General features: G+C 72.7%; 25 protein-coding genes. 15 read left to right on the forward strand and 10 right to left on the reverse strand.

What is annotated here, in order from left to right:
* The first annotated feature begins 53 nt into the window (after window positions 1-53).
* Entirely contained in the window at window positions 54-833 is a 780-nt protein-coding gene (locus ACFZDL_RS06030; protein WP_353593086.1) for a type II CAAX endopeptidase family protein, read from the forward strand.
* A 63-nt stretch (window positions 834-896) separates the two neighbouring features.
* On the opposite strand, the gene ACFZDL_RS06035 is transcribed toward ACFZDL_RS06030, so the two are convergent.
* From ACFZDL_RS06035 to ACFZDL_RS06050, 4 genes are all read right to left on the reverse strand, one after another.
* Window positions 897-1,712, reverse strand: coding sequence for a PhzF family phenazine biosynthesis protein (locus tag ACFZDL_RS06035; RefSeq protein ID WP_353593087.1), 816 nt, complete (start codon window positions 1,710-1,712; stop codon window positions 897-899).
* A 321-nt stretch (window positions 1,713-2,033) separates the two neighbouring features.
* Window positions 2,034-2,327: a DUF1330 domain-containing protein gene (locus ACFZDL_RS06040; protein ID WP_353593088.1), complete on the reverse strand. Its 294-nt coding sequence runs from the start codon at window positions 2,325-2,327 to the stop codon at window positions 2,034-2,036.
* 33 nt (window positions 2,328-2,360) lie between these two features.
* Window positions 2,361-3,794 (reverse strand): MFS transporter, encoded by a 1,434-nt coding sequence (locus ACFZDL_RS06045; protein ID WP_353593089.1) that lies wholly within the window; start codon window positions 3,792-3,794, stop codon window positions 2,361-2,363.
* A complete protein-coding gene (locus ACFZDL_RS06050; RefSeq protein ID WP_014173936.1) occupies window positions 3,791-4,153 on the reverse strand; it encodes a MarR family winged helix-turn-helix transcriptional regulator in 363 nt (120 codons plus the stop codon). Before ACFZDL_RS06050 ends, ACFZDL_RS06045 begins: the two co-directional genes overlap by 4 nt.
* A 214-nt stretch (window positions 4,154-4,367) precedes the next feature.
* Here ACFZDL_RS06050 and ACFZDL_RS06055 point away from each other — a divergent pair, with 214 nt between their 5' ends.
* A complete protein-coding gene (locus ACFZDL_RS06055) occupies window positions 4,368-4,979 on the forward strand; it encodes a PadR family transcriptional regulator (protein ID WP_353593090.1) in 612 nt (203 codons plus the stop codon).
* Window positions 4,980-5,004: 25 nt separating this feature from the next.
* On the opposite strand, the gene ACFZDL_RS06060 is transcribed toward ACFZDL_RS06055, so the two are convergent.
* Complete coding sequence (locus ACFZDL_RS06060; RefSeq protein ID WP_353593091.1) at window positions 5,005-5,433, reverse strand: SRPBCC family protein; 429 nt, start codon at window positions 5,431-5,433, stop codon at window positions 5,005-5,007.
* A gap of 353 nt (window positions 5,434-5,786) precedes the next feature.
* Here ACFZDL_RS06060 and ACFZDL_RS06065 point away from each other — a divergent pair, with 353 nt between their 5' ends.
* Entirely contained in the window at window positions 5,787-6,857 is a 1,071-nt protein-coding gene (locus ACFZDL_RS06065) for an EamA family transporter (RefSeq protein WP_353593092.1), read from the forward strand.
* A 114-nt stretch (window positions 6,858-6,971) separates the two neighbouring features.
* On the opposite strand, the gene ACFZDL_RS06070 is transcribed toward ACFZDL_RS06065, so the two are convergent.
* On the reverse strand, window positions 6,972-7,658 hold the full coding sequence (locus ACFZDL_RS06070; protein WP_353593093.1) for a pyridoxamine 5'-phosphate oxidase family protein: 687 nt from the start codon (window positions 7,656-7,658) through the stop codon (window positions 6,972-6,974).
* Window positions 7,659-7,694: 36 nt separating this feature from the next.
* On the opposite strand from ACFZDL_RS06070, the gene ACFZDL_RS06075 reads away from it, so the two are divergent.
* Window positions 7,695-9,035, forward strand: a complete 1,341-nt coding sequence (locus ACFZDL_RS06075; RefSeq protein ID WP_353593094.1) for an aminotransferase class I/II-fold pyridoxal phosphate-dependent enzyme — start codon at window positions 7,695-7,697, stop codon at window positions 9,033-9,035.
* A 13-nt stretch (window positions 9,036-9,048) separates the two neighbouring features.
* Here the strand turns inward: ACFZDL_RS06075 and ACFZDL_RS06080 are convergent, their stop codons facing one another.
* Window positions 9,049-10,020, reverse strand: coding sequence for a DMT family transporter (locus ACFZDL_RS06080; RefSeq protein ID WP_353593095.1), 972 nt, complete (start codon window positions 10,018-10,020; stop codon window positions 9,049-9,051).
* Between the two features lie 74 nt (window positions 10,021-10,094).
* Here ACFZDL_RS06080 and ACFZDL_RS06085 point away from each other — a divergent pair, with 74 nt between their 5' ends.
* Both ACFZDL_RS06085 and ACFZDL_RS06090 read left to right on the forward strand, forming a co-directional pair.
* Window positions 10,095-11,003, forward strand: a complete 909-nt coding sequence (locus ACFZDL_RS06085; protein WP_353593096.1) for a LysR family transcriptional regulator — start codon at window positions 10,095-10,097, stop codon at window positions 11,001-11,003.
* Window positions 11,004-11,170: 167 nt separating this feature from the next.
* Window positions 11,171-11,785 carry a hypothetical protein gene (locus tag ACFZDL_RS06090; RefSeq protein WP_353593097.1) on the forward strand — a complete coding sequence of 205 codons (615 nt, stop codon included), beginning with the start codon at window positions 11,171-11,173 and terminating at the stop codon, window positions 11,783-11,785.
* A 117-nt stretch (window positions 11,786-11,902) separates the two neighbouring features.
* On the opposite strand, the gene ACFZDL_RS06095 is transcribed toward ACFZDL_RS06090, so the two are convergent.
* Complete coding sequence (locus ACFZDL_RS06095) at window positions 11,903-12,364, reverse strand: pyridoxamine 5'-phosphate oxidase family protein (RefSeq protein ID WP_353593098.1); 462 nt, start codon at window positions 12,362-12,364, stop codon at window positions 11,903-11,905.
* A gap of 120 nt (window positions 12,365-12,484) precedes the next feature.
* Between ACFZDL_RS06095 and ACFZDL_RS06100 the strand changes: the two genes are divergently transcribed.
* Entirely contained in the window at window positions 12,485-13,132 is a 648-nt protein-coding gene (locus tag ACFZDL_RS06100) for an isochorismatase family protein (RefSeq protein WP_353593099.1), read from the forward strand.
* A gap of 12 nt (window positions 13,133-13,144) precedes the next feature.
* Here the strand turns inward: ACFZDL_RS06100 and ACFZDL_RS06105 are convergent, their stop codons facing one another.
* The gene (locus ACFZDL_RS06105; RefSeq protein ID WP_353593100.1) at window positions 13,145-13,606 is read right to left on the reverse strand and encodes a Rieske (2Fe-2S) protein; all 462 of its coding nucleotides are present in this window, start codon (window positions 13,604-13,606) and stop codon (window positions 13,145-13,147) included.
* Between the two features lie 107 nt (window positions 13,607-13,713).
* On the opposite strand from ACFZDL_RS06105, the gene ACFZDL_RS06110 reads away from it, so the two are divergent.
* The 6 genes from ACFZDL_RS06110 (at window position 13,714) to ung (ending at window position 18,464) form a co-directional block, all read left to right on the forward strand.
* Window positions 13,714-14,547, forward strand: coding sequence for a HipA family kinase (locus tag ACFZDL_RS06110; RefSeq protein WP_353593101.1), 834 nt, complete (start codon window positions 13,714-13,716; stop codon window positions 14,545-14,547).
* Window positions 14,544-14,939 carry a DUF3037 domain-containing protein gene (locus ACFZDL_RS06115; protein ID WP_353593102.1) on the forward strand — a complete coding sequence of 132 codons (396 nt, stop codon included), beginning with the start codon at window positions 14,544-14,546 and terminating at the stop codon, window positions 14,937-14,939. The genes ACFZDL_RS06110 and ACFZDL_RS06115 overlap by 4 nt, the downstream gene beginning before the upstream one ends.
* Before the next feature lie 144 nt (window positions 14,940-15,083).
* Window positions 15,084-15,845, forward strand: a complete 762-nt coding sequence (gene fabG / locus ACFZDL_RS06120; RefSeq protein ID WP_353593103.1) for a 3-oxoacyl-ACP reductase FabG — start codon at window positions 15,084-15,086, stop codon at window positions 15,843-15,845.
* Window positions 15,846-15,872: 27 nt separating this feature from the next.
* Window positions 15,873-16,634, forward strand: a complete 762-nt coding sequence (locus ACFZDL_RS06125; RefSeq protein WP_353593104.1) for an SDR family oxidoreductase — start codon at window positions 15,873-15,875, stop codon at window positions 16,632-16,634.
* 98 nt (window positions 16,635-16,732) lie between these two features.
* A complete protein-coding gene (locus ACFZDL_RS06130) occupies window positions 16,733-17,707 on the forward strand; it encodes an aldo/keto reductase (protein ID WP_353593105.1) in 975 nt (324 codons plus the stop codon).
* A 76-nt stretch (window positions 17,708-17,783) separates the two neighbouring features.
* Window positions 17,784-18,464 (forward strand): uracil-DNA glycosylase, encoded by a 681-nt coding sequence (gene ung / locus ACFZDL_RS06135; protein WP_353593291.1) that lies wholly within the window; start codon window positions 17,784-17,786, stop codon window positions 18,462-18,464.
* A 23-nt stretch (window positions 18,465-18,487) separates the two neighbouring features.
* On the opposite strand, the gene ACFZDL_RS06140 is transcribed toward ung, so the two are convergent.
* On the reverse strand, window positions 18,488-18,895 hold the full coding sequence (locus tag ACFZDL_RS06140) for a DUF3224 domain-containing protein (RefSeq protein ID WP_353593106.1): 408 nt from the start codon (window positions 18,893-18,895) through the stop codon (window positions 18,488-18,490).
* A 107-nt stretch (window positions 18,896-19,002) separates the two neighbouring features.
* On the opposite strand from ACFZDL_RS06140, the gene ACFZDL_RS06145 reads away from it, so the two are divergent.
* Together ACFZDL_RS06145 and ACFZDL_RS06150 are read left to right on the forward strand one after the other, a co-directional pair.
* Window positions 19,003-20,007 (forward strand): WYL domain-containing protein, encoded by a 1,005-nt coding sequence (locus ACFZDL_RS06145; RefSeq protein WP_353593107.1) that lies wholly within the window; start codon window positions 19,003-19,005, stop codon window positions 20,005-20,007.
* Window positions 20,008-20,095: 88 nt separating this feature from the next.
* Window positions 20,096-20,611 (forward strand): hypothetical protein, encoded by a 516-nt coding sequence (locus tag ACFZDL_RS06150; RefSeq protein ID WP_353593108.1) that lies wholly within the window; start codon window positions 20,096-20,098, stop codon window positions 20,609-20,611.
* Window positions 20,612-20,615 lie beyond the last annotated feature (4 nt).

Genomic DNA, 20,615 nt, shown 5'->3' on the forward strand with positions numbered 1-20,615 from the left:
GACGAGGTGGAAAAGCGGAACTGGAGGCAGGCGTGCAGTCACACGCGCGGGACATGGAGCTTTCCCCTCCCGAGGGCAGGTTCTCGGAACGCGTCCTGCGCCAGGAGACGCTGCTGGTCCTGGCGCTGTCGCTGGGCGCGAGCGGCGTATCGGCGCTGATCAGCTTTATCGGCTCGGTGACCGCGCCCGGCGGGCTGAAGGACAAGGCGGCCACGCTCAACGCCTCCGCGGCACCCGGCAGGCCCTGGCTTGATCTGGCCTGGCAGCTCTTCGGCATCGCCACCGCGCTGGTGCCGGTCGTGCTGGTGGCCCATCTGCTGCTGCGGGAGGGCGCCGGGCTGCGCGCCATCGGCTTCGACCGGCGGCGGCCGGGCTTCGACCTGGGGTGGGGCGCCGCGGTGGCGGCCGGGATAGGCGGTACGGGGCTGCTGCTCTACCTCGGCGCGCGGGCGGCCGGGGCCAATCTGACGGTGGTGCCCGAGGCGCTGCCCGACGTGTGGTGGAAGATCCCCGTGCTGATCGCCTCCGCCGTGCAGAACGCGGTGCTGGAGGAGGTGATCGTCGTCGGCTATCTGCTGCGCAGGCTCGGGCAGTTGGGCTGGACACCGATGGCCGCGCTGCTGGCGAGCTCGGTGCTGCGCGGCTCGTACCACCTCTATCAGGGCATCGGCGGCTTCTTCGGCAATATGGCGATGGGCGTGGTGTTCGTGCTGCTCTACCGCCGCTGGGGGCGGGTCGGGCCGCTGGTCGCCGCGCACGCCCTGATCGACATCGTGGCCTTCGTCGGGTACGCCCTGCTGGCGGGCCGGGTGGACTGGCTGCCCACGGCCTGACCCGCCCGGGAGCCGGGCACCCACCGCGTACGGGCCGACACCCCAAGACGGCCCACCTGGGCGCTAGACGAGCAGTTCCCCGTCGATGACGGTGACCGCGGCGCCGGTCAGCAGGGTGCGCTCGCCGCGCAGCGCGGTTCGCACCAGCCCGCCGCGGGCGGACGCCTGCAGCCCGGTCAGGTCGGTGCGGCCGAGCCGGGCGGACCAGAAGGGCGCGAGGGCGGTGTGGGCGCTGCCGGTCACCGGGTCCTCGTCGATGCCGACGGCGGGGGCGAAGACGCGCGAGACGAAGTCGTAGCCGCGGGCCGGGTCCTCGGCGGCCGCGGTCACGATGCAGCCGCTGTGGCCGGTCCGCGCGAGCGCGGCGAGGTCCGGGGACAGGGCGCGCACGGTCGCCTCGTCGGCCAGCTCCACGAGGAGGTGGTCGAAGTACGGGGTGGTGTGGTGGACGGACAGGATCCGGGCGCCGAGCGCGTCGCCGGCGCCCTGGGACACCTCGAGTGGTGTCAGCCGGGAGACGGGGAAGTCCAGGGTGATCGTGCCGCTGTCGCCGGCCGTCGTCGACAGCACCCCGCTGAGCGTGGCGAAGCGGACCGTTCCGGTCGCGGCGCCCGTGGTGTGCAGGACGTGGGCGGTGGCGAGCGTGGCGTGGCCGCACATCCGCACCTCGGTGGCCGGGGTGAACCAGCGCAGCGCCCAGTCGGCCTCGGCGCCCTCGGGCAGGGGGTGGGCGAAGGCGGTCTCGGAGAGGTTGACCTCGGCGGCGATCCGCTGGAGCCGGTCGTCGTCGGGGAACGCGTCGGTGTCCAGGAGGAGGACCCCGGCCGGGTTGCCGGCGAAGGGGCGGTCGGTGAAGGCGTCGACGATTCGAATGCGCATGCGCCGACCGTAGAGCGCCGCCCGGAACCCGCACGACGGCCAATTCCGGGAGCGTGGACCGGCCAGGGCGTCGGTGACCCGTCGCAAATGATCTGGTCCCTGACCACCCCGGTGGCCTGCGGCGACGCCCGGGCCTCGCGGCGGAGATCCAGATCAGGCGTCCGCGTTCGTCGGTGAGCGCGAGGAAGCGCAGGCCGTGGGTGCTCGTGCCGGTCGTGGGCGGCTGTCTTCGGTCTTGATCGTCTGTCAGCGGTCGAGTTCGAGGTTCGTCAGGACGAGCAGGATGGCGGAATCTTCAGTGAAGATCCGACTGGACCTCGGTCAGTCGATGCCTTCGACGATGCGGAAGTCGCGCTCGACGCCGTCGGAGAGGGCGACCAACGCCTCCTGGTAGGCCGCACTCTCGCGCGCCGCGACGGCCTGCTCGAAGCTGTCGAACTCGACCAGGACGGTGCGCTCGGCGATTCCGGCGTCATACGCCACGACCCGACCGCCGCGGACGATGGTCCGACCGCCCCCGGCCTCGACGGCCAGGCGGGCCAGCTTGTTGTAAGCAGCCAGCTTCTCAGGGTCTGAAATGGTGCGGTAGACGCTGACCCAGTAGCCCTTGGGCATGGAACCTCCAGTGTTGGGATGAGTGCATCTGACTTACGGGTTGGTCTCGGACGAGCGTCGGCGGGCGAGAGCGAGGCTTGTCAGCGTCGTGATCGCCATGGCGCCGATGCCGACCAGCGCCGCGGTGGTGTAGGCGCTGTCGTCGGGGAAGAGGTGGCCGGGGCCGGTGCCCGCGGCGAGGATCAGGCCGCCGATGGCGCTGCCCAGGGAGTACCCGACGCTGCGGACGACGTAGTTGAAGCTCATGGCGCTCGACGTCTCGCTCTTGGGGGTGACGGCCAGGATGACGCCGGGCATCGCGGCCGAGAAGCCGCCGACGCCGAAGCCGAGCACGCCCATCGCCGCGAACAGTTCGGCCAGGTCCGACCGGGCCGCCGCGAACAGGGCGAACCCGCCGCCGACCACGACGGCGCTGCCGGCCAGGAGCAGGGGGTCGGCGATCCGCGTCCGGACCCGCGGCGTGAGCTTGCCGGCGACGAACCCCAGCACCGAGAACGGGATGAGGACCAGCCCGGCGACGAAGGTCGTCAGCCCGAAGCCGTAGCCGGCGCCGTGCGGCGTCTGCGCGTACCGGGTGATGAGCGTGAGCAGGAGGTACATGCCGATCCCGCCGACGAACATGGCGAGGTTCGCCCCGGCGACCGCCGGGTGCCGCACCGCCCGCACATCGACCAGGGGCGTCGTGCTGCGCAGCTCGATGACGGCCCAGACGCAGAGCAGCACCACCGCGACGACGGCGAGGCCCGCCGCCACGGCGAGGTGCCGGCTCCACAGATTCCGTTCGCCGGCGAGGAACAGCACCAGGAGCAGCGCAGCGGCCAGGACGACCGCGCCTTTCACGTCCACGTGGGCGGAGCGGCCTTCGGGGGCTTCGGGCATGGAGCGCCACGCGGTCAGGAGGGCGGCGGCGGTGACGACCAGGCCGAGGCCGTAGGCGGCACGTACCCCGCCGAGCTCGGCGAGCAGTGCGGCCAGCGGGTAGCCGACGCCGGCCCCGATGATCGAGACCACCGAGATCAGGGCGATCACGGCCGCGCTGCGCTCCTCGGGGAGGTGGTCCCGGGCCACGCCCATCATCAGCGCCGTCAGCCCGAGCCCGACGCCCTGGGCCGCCCTGCCGGCCAGCAGCCACGCGAACGGCAGCGGCAGCACGGTGAGCGCGCTGCCGGCGACGACGACCGCCAGCGTGGCGAGGATCGTGGCCCGCCGGTGCGGGCCGGCTCCGAGCCGGCCCAGGACCGGCGTGGCTACGGCGCCGCTGAGCAGCGCGACGGTCAGCGTCCACTGCGCGCTGCCGAGCGAGACGTGGAACGAGGTCGCCACGCTGGTGATGAGCGGCGTCCCGAGGCTGGCGACCGCCGCCACGACCAGAGCGATGAAGATCAGGGCGGGGACCAGCAGCCGCGCCTCGGAACGCGCCACCGGGAACGCCTTCACCGCGCCCCCGCCGACCGGCTGCCCGGTCACTGCTTCGGCCCTTCGCGGTCCTGGCTTTCGAGCTCTGCCAGATGCTTCAGCGCCGGAAGGGCCGCCACCAGCGCCTCGACCTCGTCGCCGGTGAGCTCGCCGATCAACCGCTCGAACGCGTGGACGCCCGCCTGGCGCCGCGTCCGGACATAGGAGGCGCCGGCCTCGGTCAGGCACACCAGCGTGACCCGCTTGTCGGACGCGTCGCCCCGCCGCTCGACCAGGCCGGACTCCTCCATCACCCGGACCAGGGCGGTCATCGCGGGCTGGGTGACGCCCTCGACCGCGGCCAGATCGGTGATGCGCCGCGGGCCGGTCCGGTCCAGGGTGGCCAGGGTGGCGGCGGACGTCAGGCTCATGTCCCGGGGCAGGCGTCTCGCGGCCCTGGTGGCCAGGCCGTAGAGGGCTGCCCCGATGGCGGCGGACGCGCCAGGAGCGGTGTCTTGACGACTCATGCCCGAAGCATAGCATTTTTATATTCATAGTTTATGGAAATGGAAGGGCATTGCCATGCGATCGGTTCCGATATATCGTTGAGGTATCGCGACAGATCAACGATGAAGGGAACGTCATATGCGTCACCATGGACATGAACACTGCGGGCCGGGTCACCGCGGCCGTGGCGACTTCGAGGGGCGGCGCGCGGCATTCGGTCCGTTCGGCCCGCCCTTCGGCGGCCCCCCGTTCGGTGGCCGCGGCCGGGGCGGACCGCGTGGCCGCGCGCGGCGCGGCGATGTCCGCGCCTCGATCCTGGCGCTGCTGCGGGAGCGCCCGATGCACGGCTACGAGATGATCCAGGAGATCGCCGAGCGCAGCGCCGGCGCCTGGCGGCCGAGCCCCGGCTCCGTCTATCCGACGCTGCAGCTGCTCGAGGACGAGGGGCTGATCAGCAGTGAGAGCGAGGGCGGGAAGAAGCTGTTCGCCCTCACCGACGAGGGCCGCGCCGAGGCCGAGGCGGGATCGCGGGCCCCGTGGGAGGAGGTCGGGCGCGGCGTCGACTGGGAGTCGATGCAGGAGATCCGGCAGGCGGGCTTCGGCCTGATGGAGGCGTTCGCGCAGGTCTGGAAGACCGGCACCGCCGAGCAGCGGCAGAAGGCCGTCGCGGTCATCAACGACTCCCGCAAGCGGCTGTATCTGATCCTCGCCGAGCAGGACGCGCCGGACGAGCGGGGAGGTGAGGGCTGAGGGGGTGGGGGATGCCGGGCAGGGCTCAGGCGACCAGTCCGCCGAGCTTGCGCAGTGACTCGTTGAGGGCGGCGGTCGCCGAGTCCTTGAGCTTCCCGGCCATCAGGGAGACCGCCGGGCCGGTGAACTCGCCGTCGATGCGGACCGTCGTGGCCTCGCCCTCCGGCGTCAGCGCATAGCGCATGGCGAGGTTCACCCCCATGGGGCCCTTGCCCCGGGTGGCGAACACCCGGGCCGGCTCACTGGCCTCGATGGTCCAGATCACCTCCGCCGGAAAGCCCATCAGCTTCATGTTCTCCTGATACGTCGCGCCCACGTCGAGCGCGGCGGGGCCGCCCTCCGGGAAGCCGGTGTGCGTCACGTTCCACTGGCCCCAGGAGGCGAAGTCCGTCAGCTGGGCCCACACCTTCTCGGCCGGTGCCTCGATGCGCGCCTGGGCGCTGACCTCGGCCATGGGGCCACCCCTTCCGTGGAGTTCCGTGCGATCGCTCAGGTCGGGCGCTGTGGCTCGGCGCCTCAGCGGTGTCGCGCAACGTAGCCCCGGCGTCTCGAACATTCAATACTGATGAACCGTCAGTTCTCCGGCTCCTCCGTGAGGAGGAGATTCGGCCGGCCAGGGCCCGGGGGCGCCGCGGGCCGACGGGCCCGAGCTCCTCGCCGTCCTCGCGGGCGACCCGGGGTGCCGCGCCGCGGAGGTGCCGCGGCGGGCGGGCGTCGATACGGAGCTGCTGGTCGCGGCCCTGGACGGGGGACTGTGCCAGCAGTCAACGACGTGACGGTCCTGTCGCGAGCTGACATGATGATCCGATGCACAACACTCAGGGGCAGGGCCCGGGACGGGCGAGGAACACCGGTCTTGCGCTTGCGCTCACGTCGGCACTCGCGTTCGGCGGGTCGGGGGTGGCCGCCAAACCGCTGATCGAGGCGGGCCTGGAACCGCTCCATGTCACCTGGCTGCGGGTGGCCGGCGCCGCCTTGGTCATGCTCCCGGTCGCCTGGAACCACCGCGATCTGCCCGCGCGCCGCCCCGCCCTGCTGGTGGGGTTCGGCCTGCTGGCCGTCGCCGGGGTGCAGGCGTGCTACTTCGGCGCGATCTCGCGCATCCCGGTCGGTGTCGCGCTCCTCGTCGAATATCTGGCCCCCGCCCTGGTTCTCGGCTGGGTGCGGTTCGTCCAGCGGCGGCCGGTGAGCGGCGCCGCGGCGGTGGGGGTCGTGCTCGCGGTCGGCGGACTGGCCTGTGTGGTCGAGGTGTGGTCGGGGCTGAGCTTCGACGCCGTGGGGCTGCTGCTCGCCCTGGCCGCCGCCTGCTGCCAGGTCGGCTACTTCGTCCTGTCCGACCACGGCAGCGACAGCGAGAACGCCCCCGACCCGCTGGGCGTCATCGCGCATGGGCTGCTGGTCGGCGCGGTGGCGCTGACGGTCGTGGCGCGCCCCTGGGAGCTGGACTGGGCGGTGCTGGCCGGCCGGGCCGACCTGGCCGGCGCGCGGGTGCCCGCCGTGCTGCTGCTCGGGTGGATCGTCCTGGTCGCGACGGTGGTCGCCTACCTCACCGGGGTCCTCTCCGTGCGCCGGCTGTCGCCCCAGGTGGCCGGCGTGGTGGCCTGTCTGGAGGCGGTCGTGGCGACCGTGCTGGCCTGGGTGCTGCTGGACGAGCATCTGTCGCTTCCGCAGATCGTCGGGGGCGCGGTGGTGCTGGCCGGGGCGTTCATCGCCCAGACCTCGGCGCCGAAGGCGGTCGCGGCCGAGCCGGTGGCCGGGTCGGTGCCGGGGGCGCGGATGCACTCCGTGGCGGAAGCGGCGGAAGCGGCGGGAGGGGCTGATGCGCCCGTAGTGGCCGACGGCGCCGACCGGGCGCCGGACTCGCCGACCGCCCGCTGACCGGCAGGGGGTCCGGCGCGGGCGGGTCGGGCTTCGCCGGAAGAGTGCGGGTCGGGGTTCGCCGGAAGAGTGCCGAGCGGTTCGGGAGTCGTCAGGGTCGGCGTGTCCGGGCTGTCAGAGGCGCGTGAGATACGCGGGCACCGGCGTGTCGCCCCCCAGGTCGTCGGCGGGCACCGGCGTGCCGTAGGTCCGCGCCACCGGCACCACCCCGCTCCAGTAGGGGAGCGCCAGGTCCTCGGGCTCGTCGTTCGGGCCGCCGGAGCGGACCTTCGCGGACACCTCGGCGAGATCCAGGCGGAGTACGGCGGTGGCGGCCAGCTCCTTGGCGTTGGCCCGCCGGGAGTCGGCGGCCCGGCCGGGCACGACATGGTCGACCAGGGCGTCGAGGGCCGTGGCGCGCTCGGCGGTGTCGGTCACCTGGCGGGCGGCGCCGTGCACCACCACCGAGCGGTAGTTGATGGAGTGGTGGAAGGCGGAGCGGGCCAGGACCAGCCCGTCGACATGGGTGACGGTCAGACACACCGGCATGCCCGGGTCGTCCGCGCCGCCGGCCGCCATCCGCAGCGGGCGGGAGCCGGTCGAGCCGTGCACATACAGCCGCTCGCCCACCCGCGCGTACAGCGTCGGCAGAACAACGGGGGTGCGGGTGTCGTCGCGCACGAAACCCAGATGGCAGACGTAGCCCTCGTCGAGTATCGAGTGCACCAGCTCCCGGTCGTACGAGGCGCGCTCGCGGGACCGGGTGGGCACCGTCCGGTCGGTCGGCTGGTAGGCGTCCGGGGTGGTGCGCGCGGCGGCCATTTGCCCTCTCCTTTGAACTAGTACAAAATATCTTTTGTGCTAGGAGAGTATCGGATCGAAGGGCGCGGCGCAGCTGAGATCGCCGCGAGTGTCGAGCGTGCCGTGGGCGCCGGTGACCTGGCCCCCGGCCAACTCCTTCCGCCCATGCGGGAGTTGGCCGCCCAGCTGGGCGTCAATCCCAATACCGTCGCCGCCGCCTATCGCTCACTGCGGGACCGGGGAGTGATCGAGACCGCGGGCCGCAAGGGGAGCCGGGTGCGCCCGCGCCCCGCCACCACCTCCCGTGAGCTGCTGCGCGTCGAGGCTCCCGAGGGGGTGCGCGACCTCGGGGACGGCAACCCCGACCCCGCCCTGCTGCCGTCGCTCGGCGAGGCGCTGGCCGCGGCTGCCGCGCGCAGTGACGAACGCCCGGCGCTGTACGGCGCGCCCGAGGTCTCCCCCGAGCTCGCCCGGGTGGCCCGCGCCGCCCTGGACGCGGACGGGGTGCCGGGCGGCCCGGTCGCCGTCACCTCCGGTTCGCTGGACGCCATCGAGCGCGTGCTCGCCGCCCATCTGAAACCCGGCGACGCGGTCGCGGTCGAGGACCCGGGCTGGGGCAGTCTGCTCGACCTGGTCCCCGCGCTGGGGCTGCGCGTCGTCCCCGTCGCGGTCGACGACGAAGGGCCGCTGCAGGAGCAGGTCGAGGACGCGCTGCGCAAGGGGGCGCGGGCGCTGGTCGTCACCTGCCGGGCGCAGAACCCGACCGGCGGGGCGGTGAGCGCCGAGCGCGCCCGCGCGCTGCGTACGGCCCTGGACCGCTGCCCGTCCGGGGCGAGGCCGCTGCTGATCGAGGACGACCACGGGCACGGCATCGTGGACCTGCCGCTCCACCCGCTGGCCGGCGGGACGGAGCACTGGGCGCTGGTGCGGTCCGCCGCCAAGGCGTATGGGCCCGATCTGCGGGTCGCCGTGCTGACCGGCGACATGGTCACCGTGGACCGGGTGCGCGGCCGGCAGCGGCTGGGCCCCGGCTGGGTCAGCCATCTGCTGCAGGACGCGCTGGTGCGGCTGTGGCAGACCGGCGCGGTGGACGTCGCGGCGGTGGCCGCCTCGTACGACCGGCGGCGCGACGCGCTGGTGCGGGCCCTGCGCGAGCGCGGGATCACCGCCCACGGCCGCAGCGGGATGAACGTATGGGTGCCGGTCCCCGACGAGACCGGCGCCGTCGCCCGGCTGCTGCGGAACGGCTGGGCTGTCGCGCCCGGGGCCCGGTTCAGGATCGCCTCGCCGCCCGGGCTTCGGCTGACCGTCTCGTCGCTGGGCATGGACGACATCGGCCCCCTCGCCGACGCGCTCGCGTCGGCGACGGGACCGGCCCCGGCGGGGCGCTATGACTGAGAGGACGGGCCGCTCAGGCCCGTGGGGCCTTGGCGCGCGGCCGCGTCTGGGTCAGCGCCGCGCCCGCGAGCACGATCAGCGCGCCGACCGGGGTGTTCCAGGTGAGGTGTTCGCCGAGGATCGCCACGCCCGCCGCGGTCGCGATGACCGGGACGAAGTACGTCACCATCATGGCGGTGGTCGGGCCGACCTCCTCGACCAGGCCGTACTGCACCAGGAAGGCGAAGCCGGTGCCCAGCGCGCCCAGCGCGACCACCGACAGCAGCGGCAGCACCGGGAAGGAGTCCGGGGCCGGGGCGAACAGCGGGGCGACGACCGCCAGCTGAGCCGTGCCCATCAGCAGTTGGGCGCCGGACATCGCCAGGTGGGAGTGGCCGGAGCCGCTCAGCGTGCGCCGGACGTACTGCCAGCCGACCGCGTAGCTGAGCGAGGCGGCCAGCGCCATCGCGGTGCCCGCGGGGTCCTGGCCGGAGAAGCCCTGCCAGACGCCGAGTACGACCAGCACCCCGGCGAAGCCGATGCCCAGGCCCGCGACGCGCTGCCGGCTCGGCCGGTCGTCGGAGGCCGCCACCACGGCGAGCACCATGCCCCACAGGGGCGAGGTCGCGTTGCAGATGCCGGCCAGGGTGGAGGGGATGGTCAGCTCGGCGTACGCGAACAGCGAGAACGGCAGCGCGTTGAGGAAGAAGGCGGCCACGGCCAGATGGCCCCAGACCCTGGCGCCCCGCGGCAGCCGCTCCCGCTTCACCACCAGGACCGCGACCAGGACGGCGGTGCCGAACACCATCCGCCCCAGCGTGACGTACAGCGGAGCGAACGCCTCGGTGCCGACCTTGATGAACAGAAAGCTGAAGCCCCAGATCAGGGCGAGTGCGCCGAACCGGATCCGCCAGTCCAGGAGCGGGCGGCGGGCGGTGGCGGCCGGATCGGTGGTGGCCGTGGTGCGGCCGGGGGTGGCGGTGCGCGAGGCGGTCGCTGTGGTCATGACGCCACCTTGGCCTCTGCCGACCTCTTAGGGCAAGTTATATTTCGTACGCGGTATCGCGTAGCATCTCTTACATGTTGAACCTGGAACGCCTCCGTACCCTGTACGCCGTGTCCCGCCACGGCTCCGTGAGCGGTGCCGCCGAAGGGCTGCACGTCACGACCTCGGCCGTCTCGCAGCAGCTGGCCAAACTGGAGCGCGAGACCGGGCAGCAACTGCTCGCCAAGAACGGCCGCGGCGTGCGGCTCACCGACGCCGGGCGGCTGCTCGCCGACCACGCGGCCCGCATCCTCTCCCAGGTCGAGCTCGCCCAGGCCGACCTCGAGGCGCAGCGCGGCCAGGCGGTCGGGGAGCTGATGATGGGCGCCTTCCCCACCGCCGTCCGCGGCATCTTCCCCGACGTGCTGTCCAGGCTGCGCATCGCCCACCCCAAGCTGCGGGCCCGGCTGCAGGAGATGGAGCCCGATGAGTCGGTGCCCGCGGTGGTCCGCGGCGACATCGACCTCGCGGTCGTCCTGGACTGGTACAACAAGCCGCTGCCGATGCCCGACGGGCTGGTCAAGGCGCCGCTGCTGGACGATCCGGTGGATCTGGCGATGCCCGCCGACCACCCGCTGGCCGACCGGGAGGCGGTGGACCCGGAGGAGTTCGGGGACGACGAGTGGATCTCCTGGCCCCAGGGCGGGTTCTGCTTCGACTGGCTGATGATCACCCTGCGCGGCAAGGGTCTCGAACCGCGCATCTGCCACACCGCGCGGGAGCACCACACCCAGCTCGCGCTGATCGCCGCCGGGCTCGGCGTCGCCGTGGTGCCCCGGCTGGGCCGCGGTGTGGTGCCCGAGGGGGTGCGGGTGGTGCCGGTGCGCCAGCACACCATGCGGCGCCATGTCTACGCCATCTGGCGCGCGGACGCCGACCGCAGGCCCTCGATACGGGCGGCGGTCGACGTCCTGCGGGAGGTGGGGGAGCGGTTCGGCGGCTGAGGCGCGGCGTCATTGTCCCGCATTGGGCTGATCGAATGATTCGTCACATAAACACCGGGATTTGGGTGGAAGGCTCCTCAGGATACGAAGACGTTTCCGGGAGATTGCCCGGCTCAAGCCCAAGGGAGTACTGAATGCGTCCTCAAAGCAGGGCCGCATCGCCGCGAGTGCGGTATTCACGGCTGGCGTTCGGCGGCATCACCTCACTGGCCGCCGTCTCGCTGGTAGGCGTACTGGGCGTCCTGCCCGCCGAGGCGCGAGGCCCCGGAGTGACATCGCAGGCGGCTACTGACGTCGTCGCCGCTGACCGGGCCGTCTCCATGGATGATCCCGAACCCGCCCCCGAACCCGCCCCCGACCCTGACTCCATCCCCGGTCCCGGCAGACCCGGCAAGCCCGGTGAGGAGAAGCCCCCGAGGCCCCCGGGGACCCAAAACGAGTGCTTCGACATCGACACCGTCCGTCAGGAAGCCGCCGGCGGCGGGGCCTTCTACGCGGCCGTCAGTTTCGGAATCCCCTACGTGGGTGACGAGACCTCTCCCGGCGGGCCCATCGACTGGGAGGACCTCTCCGACCAGGGAGGAGCGGTACCCGTGGGCGCCTGCGGTGCGTCCATTGACGTCGGCCCCGGCGGCGACGGCAGTGACATTTTCGTCGACGTCATCACCACGTCGGGGACCGTGCACGGCATCACCTGCTCCCGCACCGGGTCGGTGATCACCTCCTGCGGCACCTGGGTTCTGCGCACGACACCGATGCCCGGGGACACGCTGGGCCCATAAGCCGTGCTCCTGCTCTCGAGACCGGTGACGCGGGGCAGCCGGGCACATCCGGCTGTCCCGCGTGGTGTCGCATGGGCCTAGGCCCTGTCGTCAAAGTCCCGCCTTTGACGACAGGGCCTAGGGGAGCTTGCGGAAGTCCCAGGAGTTGACCGTGTCGGGCGTCAGGCGCAGCCACGCGTGGCGGCCGTCGTACGGCATGGCGGACAGCCCGAAGTACTTGGCCGCGAACAGCCGCTCGGGCGTGTCGAGCTCCGGGCACGGCTCGCCGGTGCGCGGCGCCTCGCCGACGATCGCCACCCGGCCGGCCAGCTCGACGCCGCGCAGCTCCCCGTACTCATGACCGTCGTCGACCACCACGGCGAGCCGTGGGTCCCGCAGCAGTTGCGACCAGCGGCGGCTGCGGGTGAGGGAGTACAGCCACAGCGAGCCACCGTCCCAGCCGAACCACAGCGGGCTGATGTGCGGCCGCCCCTCCGGCGAGACCGTCGCCACCCGGCAGGTGCGCTGCTCGGAGAGGTAGGCGTCCAGTTCTTCCTGGGTCATCATGATGCGGCGGCCCCGCCGCTGGGTAACGGCCATCGGTCCCGGCACCTCCCGGTGACTGGTGTGTGCCGCACAGAATGCGGCCTCTTCCTTCCATGCGCAATGGCGGTTAGCCTCCCGCGGCCGGACCGGCCCGCCGCCCGCAGGAGGCCCACCATGCCCTCGTACGCCCGCGAAACGCTGTCCGAACTGCTGGCCCCCGCCACCTGCGCGCTGCTCACCGTGGAGTGCCAGCGCGGGGTGGTCGGCCCGGACGGCGCCCTGCCCGAGCTGGCCGCCGCCGCCCGTGACTCGGGCGCGCTCGACACGGTCGCGCGCCTGGTGTCGGCGGCGCACGACACGCCCGTACAGGTCCTGCACGCGGTCGCAGAGCGGCGCGCCGACGGGCGTGGCGCGAACCGGAACGCGCGGCTGTTCCGCGCCGCCGAACGGCTGCCGGTCCAGCAGCTGACCGGCAGCGACGCGGTACGGATCGCCGAGCCGATCCCGGTCGCGCCCGAGGACCTGGTCCTGCGGCGGCTGCACGGCCTCTCGCCGATCGCCGGGACGGACGTGGACGCGCTGCTGCGCAACCTGGGCTGCCGCACCCTCGTCATCACCGGCGTGTCGGCCAATGTGGCGATTCCAGGCGCGGTCTTCGACGCGGTCAACCTCGGCTATACGGCCGTGGTGCCCGCCGACGCCATCGCCGGGGTGCCCGTCGACTACACCCCCGCGGTGATCCGCAACACCCTCGCCCTCGTCGCCACGGTCACCACGGCCGACGAGGTCATCGCCTGCTGGCGCCGGTCCCGGCCGCGGTGAGGCCCGCGGCCGTCAGGCCATCGAGATGGTGTCGCCCTGCACCTTGATCTCCGCGGGGGGCAGCGGCTTGGTCGACGGGCCGGCCTTCACGCTGCCGTCGGTGATGGCGAACTTGCTCCCGTGGAACGGACAGTTGATCGTGCCGCCGGAGACGTCCCCGACCGGGTTCCCCGCGTGCGGGCACACCGACGAGAACGCCTTGAACTCGCCCGCCTTGGGCTGGGTCACCACGACCTTCTCGTCCTTGAACACCTTCCCGCCGCCCTCGGGGATCTCGGAGGTCTTCGCCAGCACGCCGTCGCCCCCGCCGGTCTGGCCCGAGTCGCCGGCTCCGCTGCTCTTCGACGCCTCCGAGCCGGAGTCGCCGTCGCTGCCGCACGCCGCGAGCGCGGCGGCGAGCCCGGCCGCTCCACACGCGGTGACAAAGGCGCGGCGGGTGGTCGTGGGTCGCCCGGTGATCGCCGGTTCCGCCATGGTGGTGCCTCCTGATGAGGGTATGTTTCCGCAAGACAATACGTGCGCGGCACCCCCAGCGTTCAGCCGCCACGAAATGCGTTTGCCCCGCTGAATAGGCTGGGCGAATGCTCCCTGAAGTCACCGCCATCCGGTATGTCACACCGCTGCGCGAAGGCGGCTCGCTGCCCGGCATCGTCGAGGCCGACGACCTGGGCACCTACGTCATGAAGTTCACCGGCGCCGGGCAGGGCCGCAAGACCCTGGTCGCCGAGGTCATCTGCGGGCAGCTGGGCCGCCGCCTCGGCCTGCGCGTCCCGGATCTGGTGCGGATCCAGCTCGACCCGGTGATCGGCCTGGCCGAGCCGGACGAGGAGGTCCAGGACCTGCTCAAGGCAAGCGGCGGGCTCAACCTCGGCATGGACTACCTCCCCGGCTCGCTGGGCTTCGACCCGCTGGCCTTCGAGGTGGGCTCCGCCGAGGCCGGGCACGTGGTGTGGTTCGACGCGCTCACCGGCAACGTGGACAGGTCCTGGCGCAACCCGAACATGCTGGTCTGGCACGGTCGGCTGTGGCTCATCGACCACGGCGCCACGATGATCTGGCACCACAGCTGGCGCGGCGCCGACGCGGTGGCCGCCAAGCCCTACGACGCCTCCGACCACGTCCTGGCGCCCTTCAACCCGGACCTCGCCGCGGCCGCCGAGGCCCTGGCGCCGCGGATCACCGAGGAACTGCTCACCGAGGTCGCCGCCGACGTCCCCGACGAGTGGCTGGTCGACGAGCCCGGCTTCGACGGCCCGGACGCGGTGCGCCGCCGCTATGTCGAACTGCTGCTGCGGCGCGCCGCTACGATCAGCGACCGGATCACCCTGGGCGACCAGCGCCCGCCGAGTGGGGACAAGCCGTCCCGGGCTCCGGAGTGGCTGCGGATCCGGGTCGAGGGAAAGGCGTCGGAGTGAGCGGGCGGACAGGCGGCCGCGAGGTCTTCGAGTACGCGCTGTTGCGCGTGGTCCCGAGGGTCGAGCGCGGGGAACAGATCAACGCGGGCGTCGTGGTGTACTGCCGGGCCCAGTCCTTCGTGGCGGCCCGCACCCACCTGGACGAGGCCCGGCTGCTCGCGCTGGACCCCGAGGCGGATGTGGCGGGCGTACGGGCGGCGCTGGCGGCCGTGGAGAACGTGTGCTGCGGCGGGGAACGGGCCGGGCAGGCCGCCGGCGACGACGCGGGGCGCCGCTTCCGCTGGCTGGTCGCCCCCCGCTCCACCGTCGTCCAGCCGGGCCCGGTGCACACCGGTCTGACCCATGACGCCGAGGCGGAGACCGAGCGTCTGCTGGACCTGCTGGTGCGCTGAGGGCTCGAGCGGTGGGCATGCGGCGGCCCGGTCGTTGACATGGCGTAGTGGGCCTTCTAGCGTCTCGTAGGCTGAAGCGACTAAGCGGTCGCTCACCGCCTTCGTCGTCCGGGCGGTGGGCCCCCCGAGGCGAGGAGAACCCGCATGTCCACCACCGAGCAGCGCGTCGCCGTCGTGACGGGCGCCGCCCGCGGCATCGGCGCGGCCACCGCCGTGCGCCTGGCGCGGGAGGGCCGCGCCGTCGCCGTGCTCGACCTCGACGAGGCGTCCTGCGCGGACACCGTGAAGAAGATCACCGACGCGGGCGGCACCGCCATCGCCGTGGGCTGCGACGTGTCCGACGCGGCCCAGGTGGAGACCGCGGTCGGGCGGGTCGCCGAAGAGCTCGGCGCGCCGGTGATCCTCGTCAACAACGCCGGTGTGCTCCGCGACAACCTGCTCTTCAAGATGAGCGACAGCGACTGGGACACGGTCATCGGCGTCCATCTGCGGGGCGCGTTCCTGATGTCGCGCGCCTGCCAGAAGTACATGGTGGACGCGGAGTACGGCCGGATCGTCAACCTCTCCAGCAGCTCGGCGCTCGGCAACCGCGGACAGGTCAACTACTCCGCCGCCAAGGCGGGTCTGCAGGGCTTCACCAAGACCCTGGCCATCGAGCTCGGCAAGTTCGGCGTCACCGCCAACGCCGTGGCGCCCGGCTTCATCGCCACCGACATGACCGCCGCCACCGCCGAGCGCGTCGGCATGGGGTTCGAGGAGTTCCAGGAGGCCGCCGCGAGCCAGATCCCGGTGCGCCGGGTCGGCAAGCCCGAGGACATCGCCAACGCCATCGCGTTCTTCACCGGTGACGCGGCCGGATTCGTCTCGGGCCAGGTCCTGTACGTGGCCGGTGGCCCGCTCAACTGACGGGGAACTGACGGGAGAACTGACCACATGACCGCGGAAACTTCGGACAGCGGCCGCGCCGCGCTCATCACGGGCGGCAGTCGCGGCATCGGCTACGGCATAGCCGAGGCGCTGGTGGCGCGCGGCGACCGGGTGTGCATCACCGGGCGCAACGAGGACGCCCTCAAGGAGGCCGTCGAGCGGCTGGGCTCGGACCGGGTGATCGGCGTGGCCGGAAAGGCCCACGACGAGGCGCACCAGGCCGTCGCCGTCGAGCGGGCGATGGAGGCGTTCGGACGGCTGGACTTCCTGATCAACAACGCCGGCACCAACCCGGTCTTCGGACCGATCGCCGACCTCGACCTGGGCGTGCTGCGCAAGGTCTTCGAGACCAATGTCGTCTCGGCGCTCGGCCTCGCCCAGCGGGTCTGGAAGGCCTGGCAGCAGGAGAACGGCGGGGCGATCGTCAACATCGCCTCGGTCGCCGGCCTCTCGACCTCGCCCTTCATAGCGGCGTACGGGGTGAGCAAGGCCGCCATGATCAACCTCACCGCGCAGCTCGCTCACGAGTTCGCGCCCGGGGTGCGGGTCAACGCCATCGCCCCGGCCGTGGTGAAGACCAAGTTCGCCGCCGCGCTGTACGAGGGGCGCGAGGCGGAGGCCGCCGCGGCCTACCCGCTGGGCCGGCTGGGCGTGCCCGAGGACATCGGCGGGGTGGCCGCCTTCCTCACCTCCGACCAGGCGGCCTGGATCACCGGGCAGACGCTCGTGGTCGACGGCGGCATCTTCCTCAACGCCGGAGTCGGCTGAGGGCTTGTGTTGGCGCACACTCCAAGGAGCACAGTCTCAGGTGCCGGATCCACCCGGTCCGGCACCTTGAGACTTCTGTGTGAGGAGAGGTGCGCACGATGCGTTATCTGACCCTGGCGGGCGGCACCGGGCCCGAGGTGAGCGCCCTGTGCCTGGGCATTCTCCCGTTCGGCAGCACCGTCGACGACAAGACGTCCTTCGCCGTCCTGGACCGCTTCGCCGAGGCGGGCGGGACCTTCGTCGACACCGCCAACAACTACTCGATCTGGGCGCCGGGCGGCACCGGGAACGAGAGCGAGGAACTGCTCGGCCGCTGGATGCGCAGCCGCGGCCGACGGGAGAGCACCGTGGTCGCCACCAAGGTCGGCGCCCGGCCCGACCCCGCGCGGGGGAGCGAGTGGCCCGCCAACTGGGAGGGGCTGGCCGCCGGCACCGTGCGCACCGGGATCGAGGGCAGCCTGCGGCGGCTGGGCACCGACCGGATCGACCTGTACTACGCGCATATCGAGGACCGCACGGTGCCGATGGAGGAGACCGTCGGCGCGTTCGCCGAGCTCGTCGCGGAGGGCGGCGTCGGCGTCCTCGGCTGCAGCAACCACGCCTCCTGGGCGGTGGCGACGGCCCGGCAGTACGCCGCCGACCGCGGCCTGGCCCGCTACAGCTGCGTCCAGCAGCGCTACACCTACCTCCAGCCGCGGCCCGGGGCCGGCTTCGGGACCCAGGGCCACCGGGGCTACGCGGGGGTCGATCTCGTCGAGTACATCGACACCCAGGAGGACATGACGCTGCTGGCGTACGGTTCGCTGATCCACGGCGCGTACACCCGCGACGACAAGCGCATCCTGGAGCAGTACGACCACCCGGGCACCGAGCGGCGGCTCGGCGCGCTGCGCGAGGTGGCGAAGGAGACCGGCGCGACCCCGAACCAGGTGGTGCTCGCCTGGCTCATGGGGGCCGCGAAGCCGGTGATCCCGGTGCTCGGGGTGAGCTCCGTGGCCCAGCTCGAGGAGGCGCTGGGCGCCGTCGACCTGCAGCTCGCGCCCGAGCTGCGGGCGAAGCTGGATGCCGCCTGAGCCGTTGTCGGTGGTCGCCGGTAGGTTCTGGGGCACGTCAAGAGAACGAACACCGGAGGTTGTTGACGTGACCGACATGCTGCCCGAGTCCTGGCGCGGCGTCCTCGGCGAGGAGCTGGACAAGCCCTACTTCAAGGAGCTCACCGAGTTCGTCGAGGAGGAGCGGGCCAAGGGTCCCGTCTACCCGCCGCGTGAGGAGGTCTTCGCAGCTCTGGAGGCCACCCCGTACGACCAGGTGAAGGTGTTGATCCTCGGGCAGGACCCGTACCACGGCGAGGGACAGGGGCACGGGCTGTGCTTCTCGGTGCGCCCCGGCGTCAAGACCCCGCCCTCGCTGCGGAACATCTACAAGGAGATGAAGGAGGAGCTGGGCCACCCGATCCCGGACAACGGCTATCTGATGCCGTGGGCCCGGCAGGGCGTGCTGCTGCTCAACGCGGTGCTGACGGTCCGGGCCGGCGAGGCCAACTCCCACAAGAGCAAGGGGTGGGAGAAGTTCACCGACGCGGTGATCCGCGCCGTGGCCTCCCGGCCCGACCCGGCCGTCTTCGTGCTGTGGGGGAACTACGCGCAGAAGAAGCTGCCGCTGATCGACGAGGAGCGGCACGCCGTGGTGAAGGGCGCGCACCCCTCGCCGCTGTCGGCGAAGAAGTTCTTCGGCTCGCGCCCCTTCACCCAGATCGACGAGGCGATCAAGGCCCAGGGACACACCCCCGTCGACTGGCGGATCCCGAACCTGGCCGCCCAGGCCGGGTGACCGTCATCAGGGGATGACGGGCATCAGCCCAGGTCGTACTCGAAGCTGTACGCGGTGGTGGGCTGGCCGGCCATCGCCACGTAGCCGCCCTTGCCGGTGAGCCCGGTCAGCTCGCCGGTGCCGGAGCCGGGCACCACCTCCAGCGAGCACTGGATCTTGCCGTCCTCGCCGAAGGCGCCGTGCTGCACGAAGACGAAGCTGCCGGTGCGCCCGCCGAGGGTGCCGGTCACCAGCTCGTAGCCGGTGCAGACGCCCGTCTTGTCGGTGAAGTAGGTGATCGCGTACTCGCAGGTCGTACCCTCAGCCTCCAAGGTCCCGGAGAAGCTGTTGGTGACCGTGGCGCGGGCCAGCCTGGTGCCGTCACCGGCCTCGCCGACGGTGCTCTCGTCCCAGTTGGCGAAGGTGAACGTGCCGGTGGCGTTCGTGGTCATGCGGTGTCCTTCCGATGGTTCCCAGGGCCCCGCGCGGTCCGTGCCGCGCGGGCCGGGAAGTATGTTGTCCGCCGTACCTGACACCTCCTGTCAGGTACGGCGGCACAATGGGAGCCATGCGCGCCGACCGCCTCCTCTCCCTGCTCCTGCTGCTGCAGAACCGGGGCCGGATGACCGCGCCGGAGCTCGCCGCGGAGCTGGAGGTCTCGGTCCGCACGGTCTACCGGGACATCGACGCGCTCGGCGCCTCCGGCATCCCGATCTACGCCGACCGCGGCCCGGCCGGCGGCTACCGGCTGCTCGACGGCTACCGCACCCGGCTGACCGGGCTCACCGGCGACGAGGCCGACTCCCTCTTCCTGGCCGGGATGCCGGGCCCGGCCGCCCAGCTGGGCCTCGGCGCCGACCTGGCCACCGCCCAGCTCAAGCTGCGGGCCGCGCTCCCCGCGGAGCTGGGGGAGCGGTCCCGGCGCATCCAGGAGCGCTTCCACCTGGACGCGCCCGGCTGGTTCCGCGACGCCGAGGAGGTCCCCCACCTCGGCGCCGTCGCCGAGGCGGTGTGGCGGCCGCGGGTGCTGCGCGTGGACTACCGCCGCTGGCGCGGCGAGGTGCGGCGGGAGCTCCACCCGCTGGGCCTGGTCCTCAAGGGCGGCATCTGGTACATGGTGGCGCGCGCGGAGAGCGGGGAAGGCACGCAGGCCACGGCGAGCGTGCGCACCTACCGCGTGTCGCGGATCCTGGACGCCGAGGTCCTGGCGGAGACCTTCGAGCGGCCCACCGGGTTCGACCTGGCCGCCTACTGGGCCCAGTCGTCCCGGCGGCTGGAGGAGATGCGCTTCCAGAGCGAGGCCGAACTGCTGCTCACCCCGCGCGGACTGCGGCTGCTCCCGATGAAGTTCGGCGCGCCCGGGGCGGCGGCCGCCGCGGCCGCGGGCCCGCCCGACGCGGACGGCCGGGTGCGGGTGGTGCTGCCCGTGGAGTCGCTGCCCGTCGCCACCCACGACCTGCTGTGGCTGGGCGCGGAGGCCGACGTACTCGGCCCGCCCGAGCTGCGCGAAGCGGTCGCGCGCACCATCACCGAACTGGCCCAGCGCTACGCCCCGTCGGGCTGATCGCATGAGCGCGCTGCCCCGGATCGCCGCCGGCGGCGGCTAGTTTCGAAGGAATGCCGGAACAGCGGGAGGCCAGCGGGAGGCCGCGATGGCGGGAGCAGGGCGCAAGGCGTCCGAGGACGACGCGGTGCCGACCAGGATCGGGCAGGCGGTCATGCTGCACCGCGGCGGCGACCGGGAGGAGGCGCGCAACCGTCTGGCCGAGCTGTGGCGCGAACTCCACGACGGCGGGGACGGCGGCGACCCCCTCCACCGCTGCACCCTCGCCCACTACATCGCCGACACCCAGGACGACCCGGCCGACGAGCTGATGTGGGACCTGCTGGCGCTCGCCGCGGCCGACCGGATCGCCGGCGTGGACCGCCGCCCCGCGGCCACCAAGGTGCGGGCCTTCTACCCCAGCCTCCACCTCAACCTCGCGGCCGACTACGCGAAGCTCGGTCAGCGGGAAGCGGCCCGCGGCCAGCTCGCCCTCGCGCGGGCCACCGCCCAAGGGCTGGCCTGCGGCCCGTACGACGACGGCGTACGGGCCGCGATCGGTCGGCTCGCGCTGCGGCTGGGCGCGGCAGGGGGCCGGCCGCCAGGGGGAGGCCCGCCGGGGTGAGGAC

The organism is Streptomyces sp. NPDC007917 (assembly GCF_042959105.1).
Lineage (GTDB): Bacteria > Actinomycetota > Actinomycetes > Streptomycetales > Streptomycetaceae > Streptomyces.

Bases quoted from the DNA above. Each gene is read 5' to 3' on its own strand.
- ACFZDL_RS06030 (WP_353593086.1), top strand. From the start codon at position 54: ATGGAGCTTTCCCCTCCCGAGGGCAGGTTCTCGGAACGCGTCCTGCGC.
- ACFZDL_RS06035 (WP_353593087.1), bottom strand. From the start codon at position 1,712: ATGCGCATTCGAATCGTCGACGCCTTCACCGACCGCCCCTTCGCCGGC.
- ACFZDL_RS06040 (WP_353593088.1), bottom strand. From the start codon at position 2,327: ATGCCCAAGGGCTACTGGGTCAGCGTCTACCGCACCATTTCAGACCCT.
- ACFZDL_RS06050 (WP_014173936.1), bottom strand. From the start codon at position 4,153: ATGAGCCTGACGTCCGCCGCCACCCTGGCCACCCTGGACCGGACCGGC.
- ACFZDL_RS06055 (WP_353593090.1), top strand. From the start codon at position 4,368: ATGCGTCACCATGGACATGAACACTGCGGGCCGGGTCACCGCGGCCGT.
- ACFZDL_RS06060 (WP_353593091.1), bottom strand. From the start codon at position 5,433: ATGGCCGAGGTCAGCGCCCAGGCGCGCATCGAGGCACCGGCCGAGAAG.
- ACFZDL_RS06065 (WP_353593092.1), top strand. From the start codon at position 5,787: ATGCACAACACTCAGGGGCAGGGCCCGGGACGGGCGAGGAACACCGGT.
- ACFZDL_RS06070 (WP_353593093.1), bottom strand. From the start codon at position 7,658: ATGGCCGCCGCGCGCACCACCCCGGACGCCTACCAGCCGACCGACCGG.
- ACFZDL_RS06080 (WP_353593095.1), bottom strand. From the start codon at position 10,020: ATGACCACAGCGACCGCCTCGCGCACCGCCACCCCCGGCCGCACCACG.
- ACFZDL_RS06085 (WP_353593096.1), top strand. From the start codon at position 10,095: ATGTTGAACCTGGAACGCCTCCGTACCCTGTACGCCGTGTCCCGCCAC.
- ACFZDL_RS06095 (WP_353593098.1), bottom strand. From the start codon at position 12,364: ATGGCCGTTACCCAGCGGCGGGGCCGCCGCATCATGATGACCCAGGAA.
- ACFZDL_RS06100 (WP_353593099.1), top strand. From the start codon at position 12,485: ATGCCCTCGTACGCCCGCGAAACGCTGTCCGAACTGCTGGCCCCCGCC.
- ACFZDL_RS06105 (WP_353593100.1), bottom strand. From the start codon at position 13,606: ATGGCGGAACCGGCGATCACCGGGCGACCCACGACCACCCGCCGCGCC.
- ACFZDL_RS06110 (WP_353593101.1), top strand. From the start codon at position 13,714: ATGCTCCCTGAAGTCACCGCCATCCGGTATGTCACACCGCTGCGCGAA.
- fabG (WP_353593103.1), top strand. From the start codon at position 15,084: ATGTCCACCACCGAGCAGCGCGTCGCCGTCGTGACGGGCGCCGCCCGC.
- ACFZDL_RS06125 (WP_353593104.1), top strand. From the start codon at position 15,873: ATGACCGCGGAAACTTCGGACAGCGGCCGCGCCGCGCTCATCACGGGC.
- ACFZDL_RS06130 (WP_353593105.1), top strand. From the start codon at position 16,733: ATGCGTTATCTGACCCTGGCGGGCGGCACCGGGCCCGAGGTGAGCGCC.
- ung (WP_353593291.1), top strand. From the start codon at position 17,784: ATGCTGCCCGAGTCCTGGCGCGGCGTCCTCGGCGAGGAGCTGGACAAG.
- ACFZDL_RS06140 (WP_353593106.1), bottom strand. From the start codon at position 18,895: ATGACCACGAACGCCACCGGCACGTTCACCTTCGCCAACTGGGACGAG.
- ACFZDL_RS06145 (WP_353593107.1), top strand. From the start codon at position 19,003: ATGGGAGCCATGCGCGCCGACCGCCTCCTCTCCCTGCTCCTGCTGCTG.
- ACFZDL_RS06150 (WP_353593108.1), top strand. From the start codon at position 20,096: ATGGCGGGAGCAGGGCGCAAGGCGTCCGAGGACGACGCGGTGCCGACC.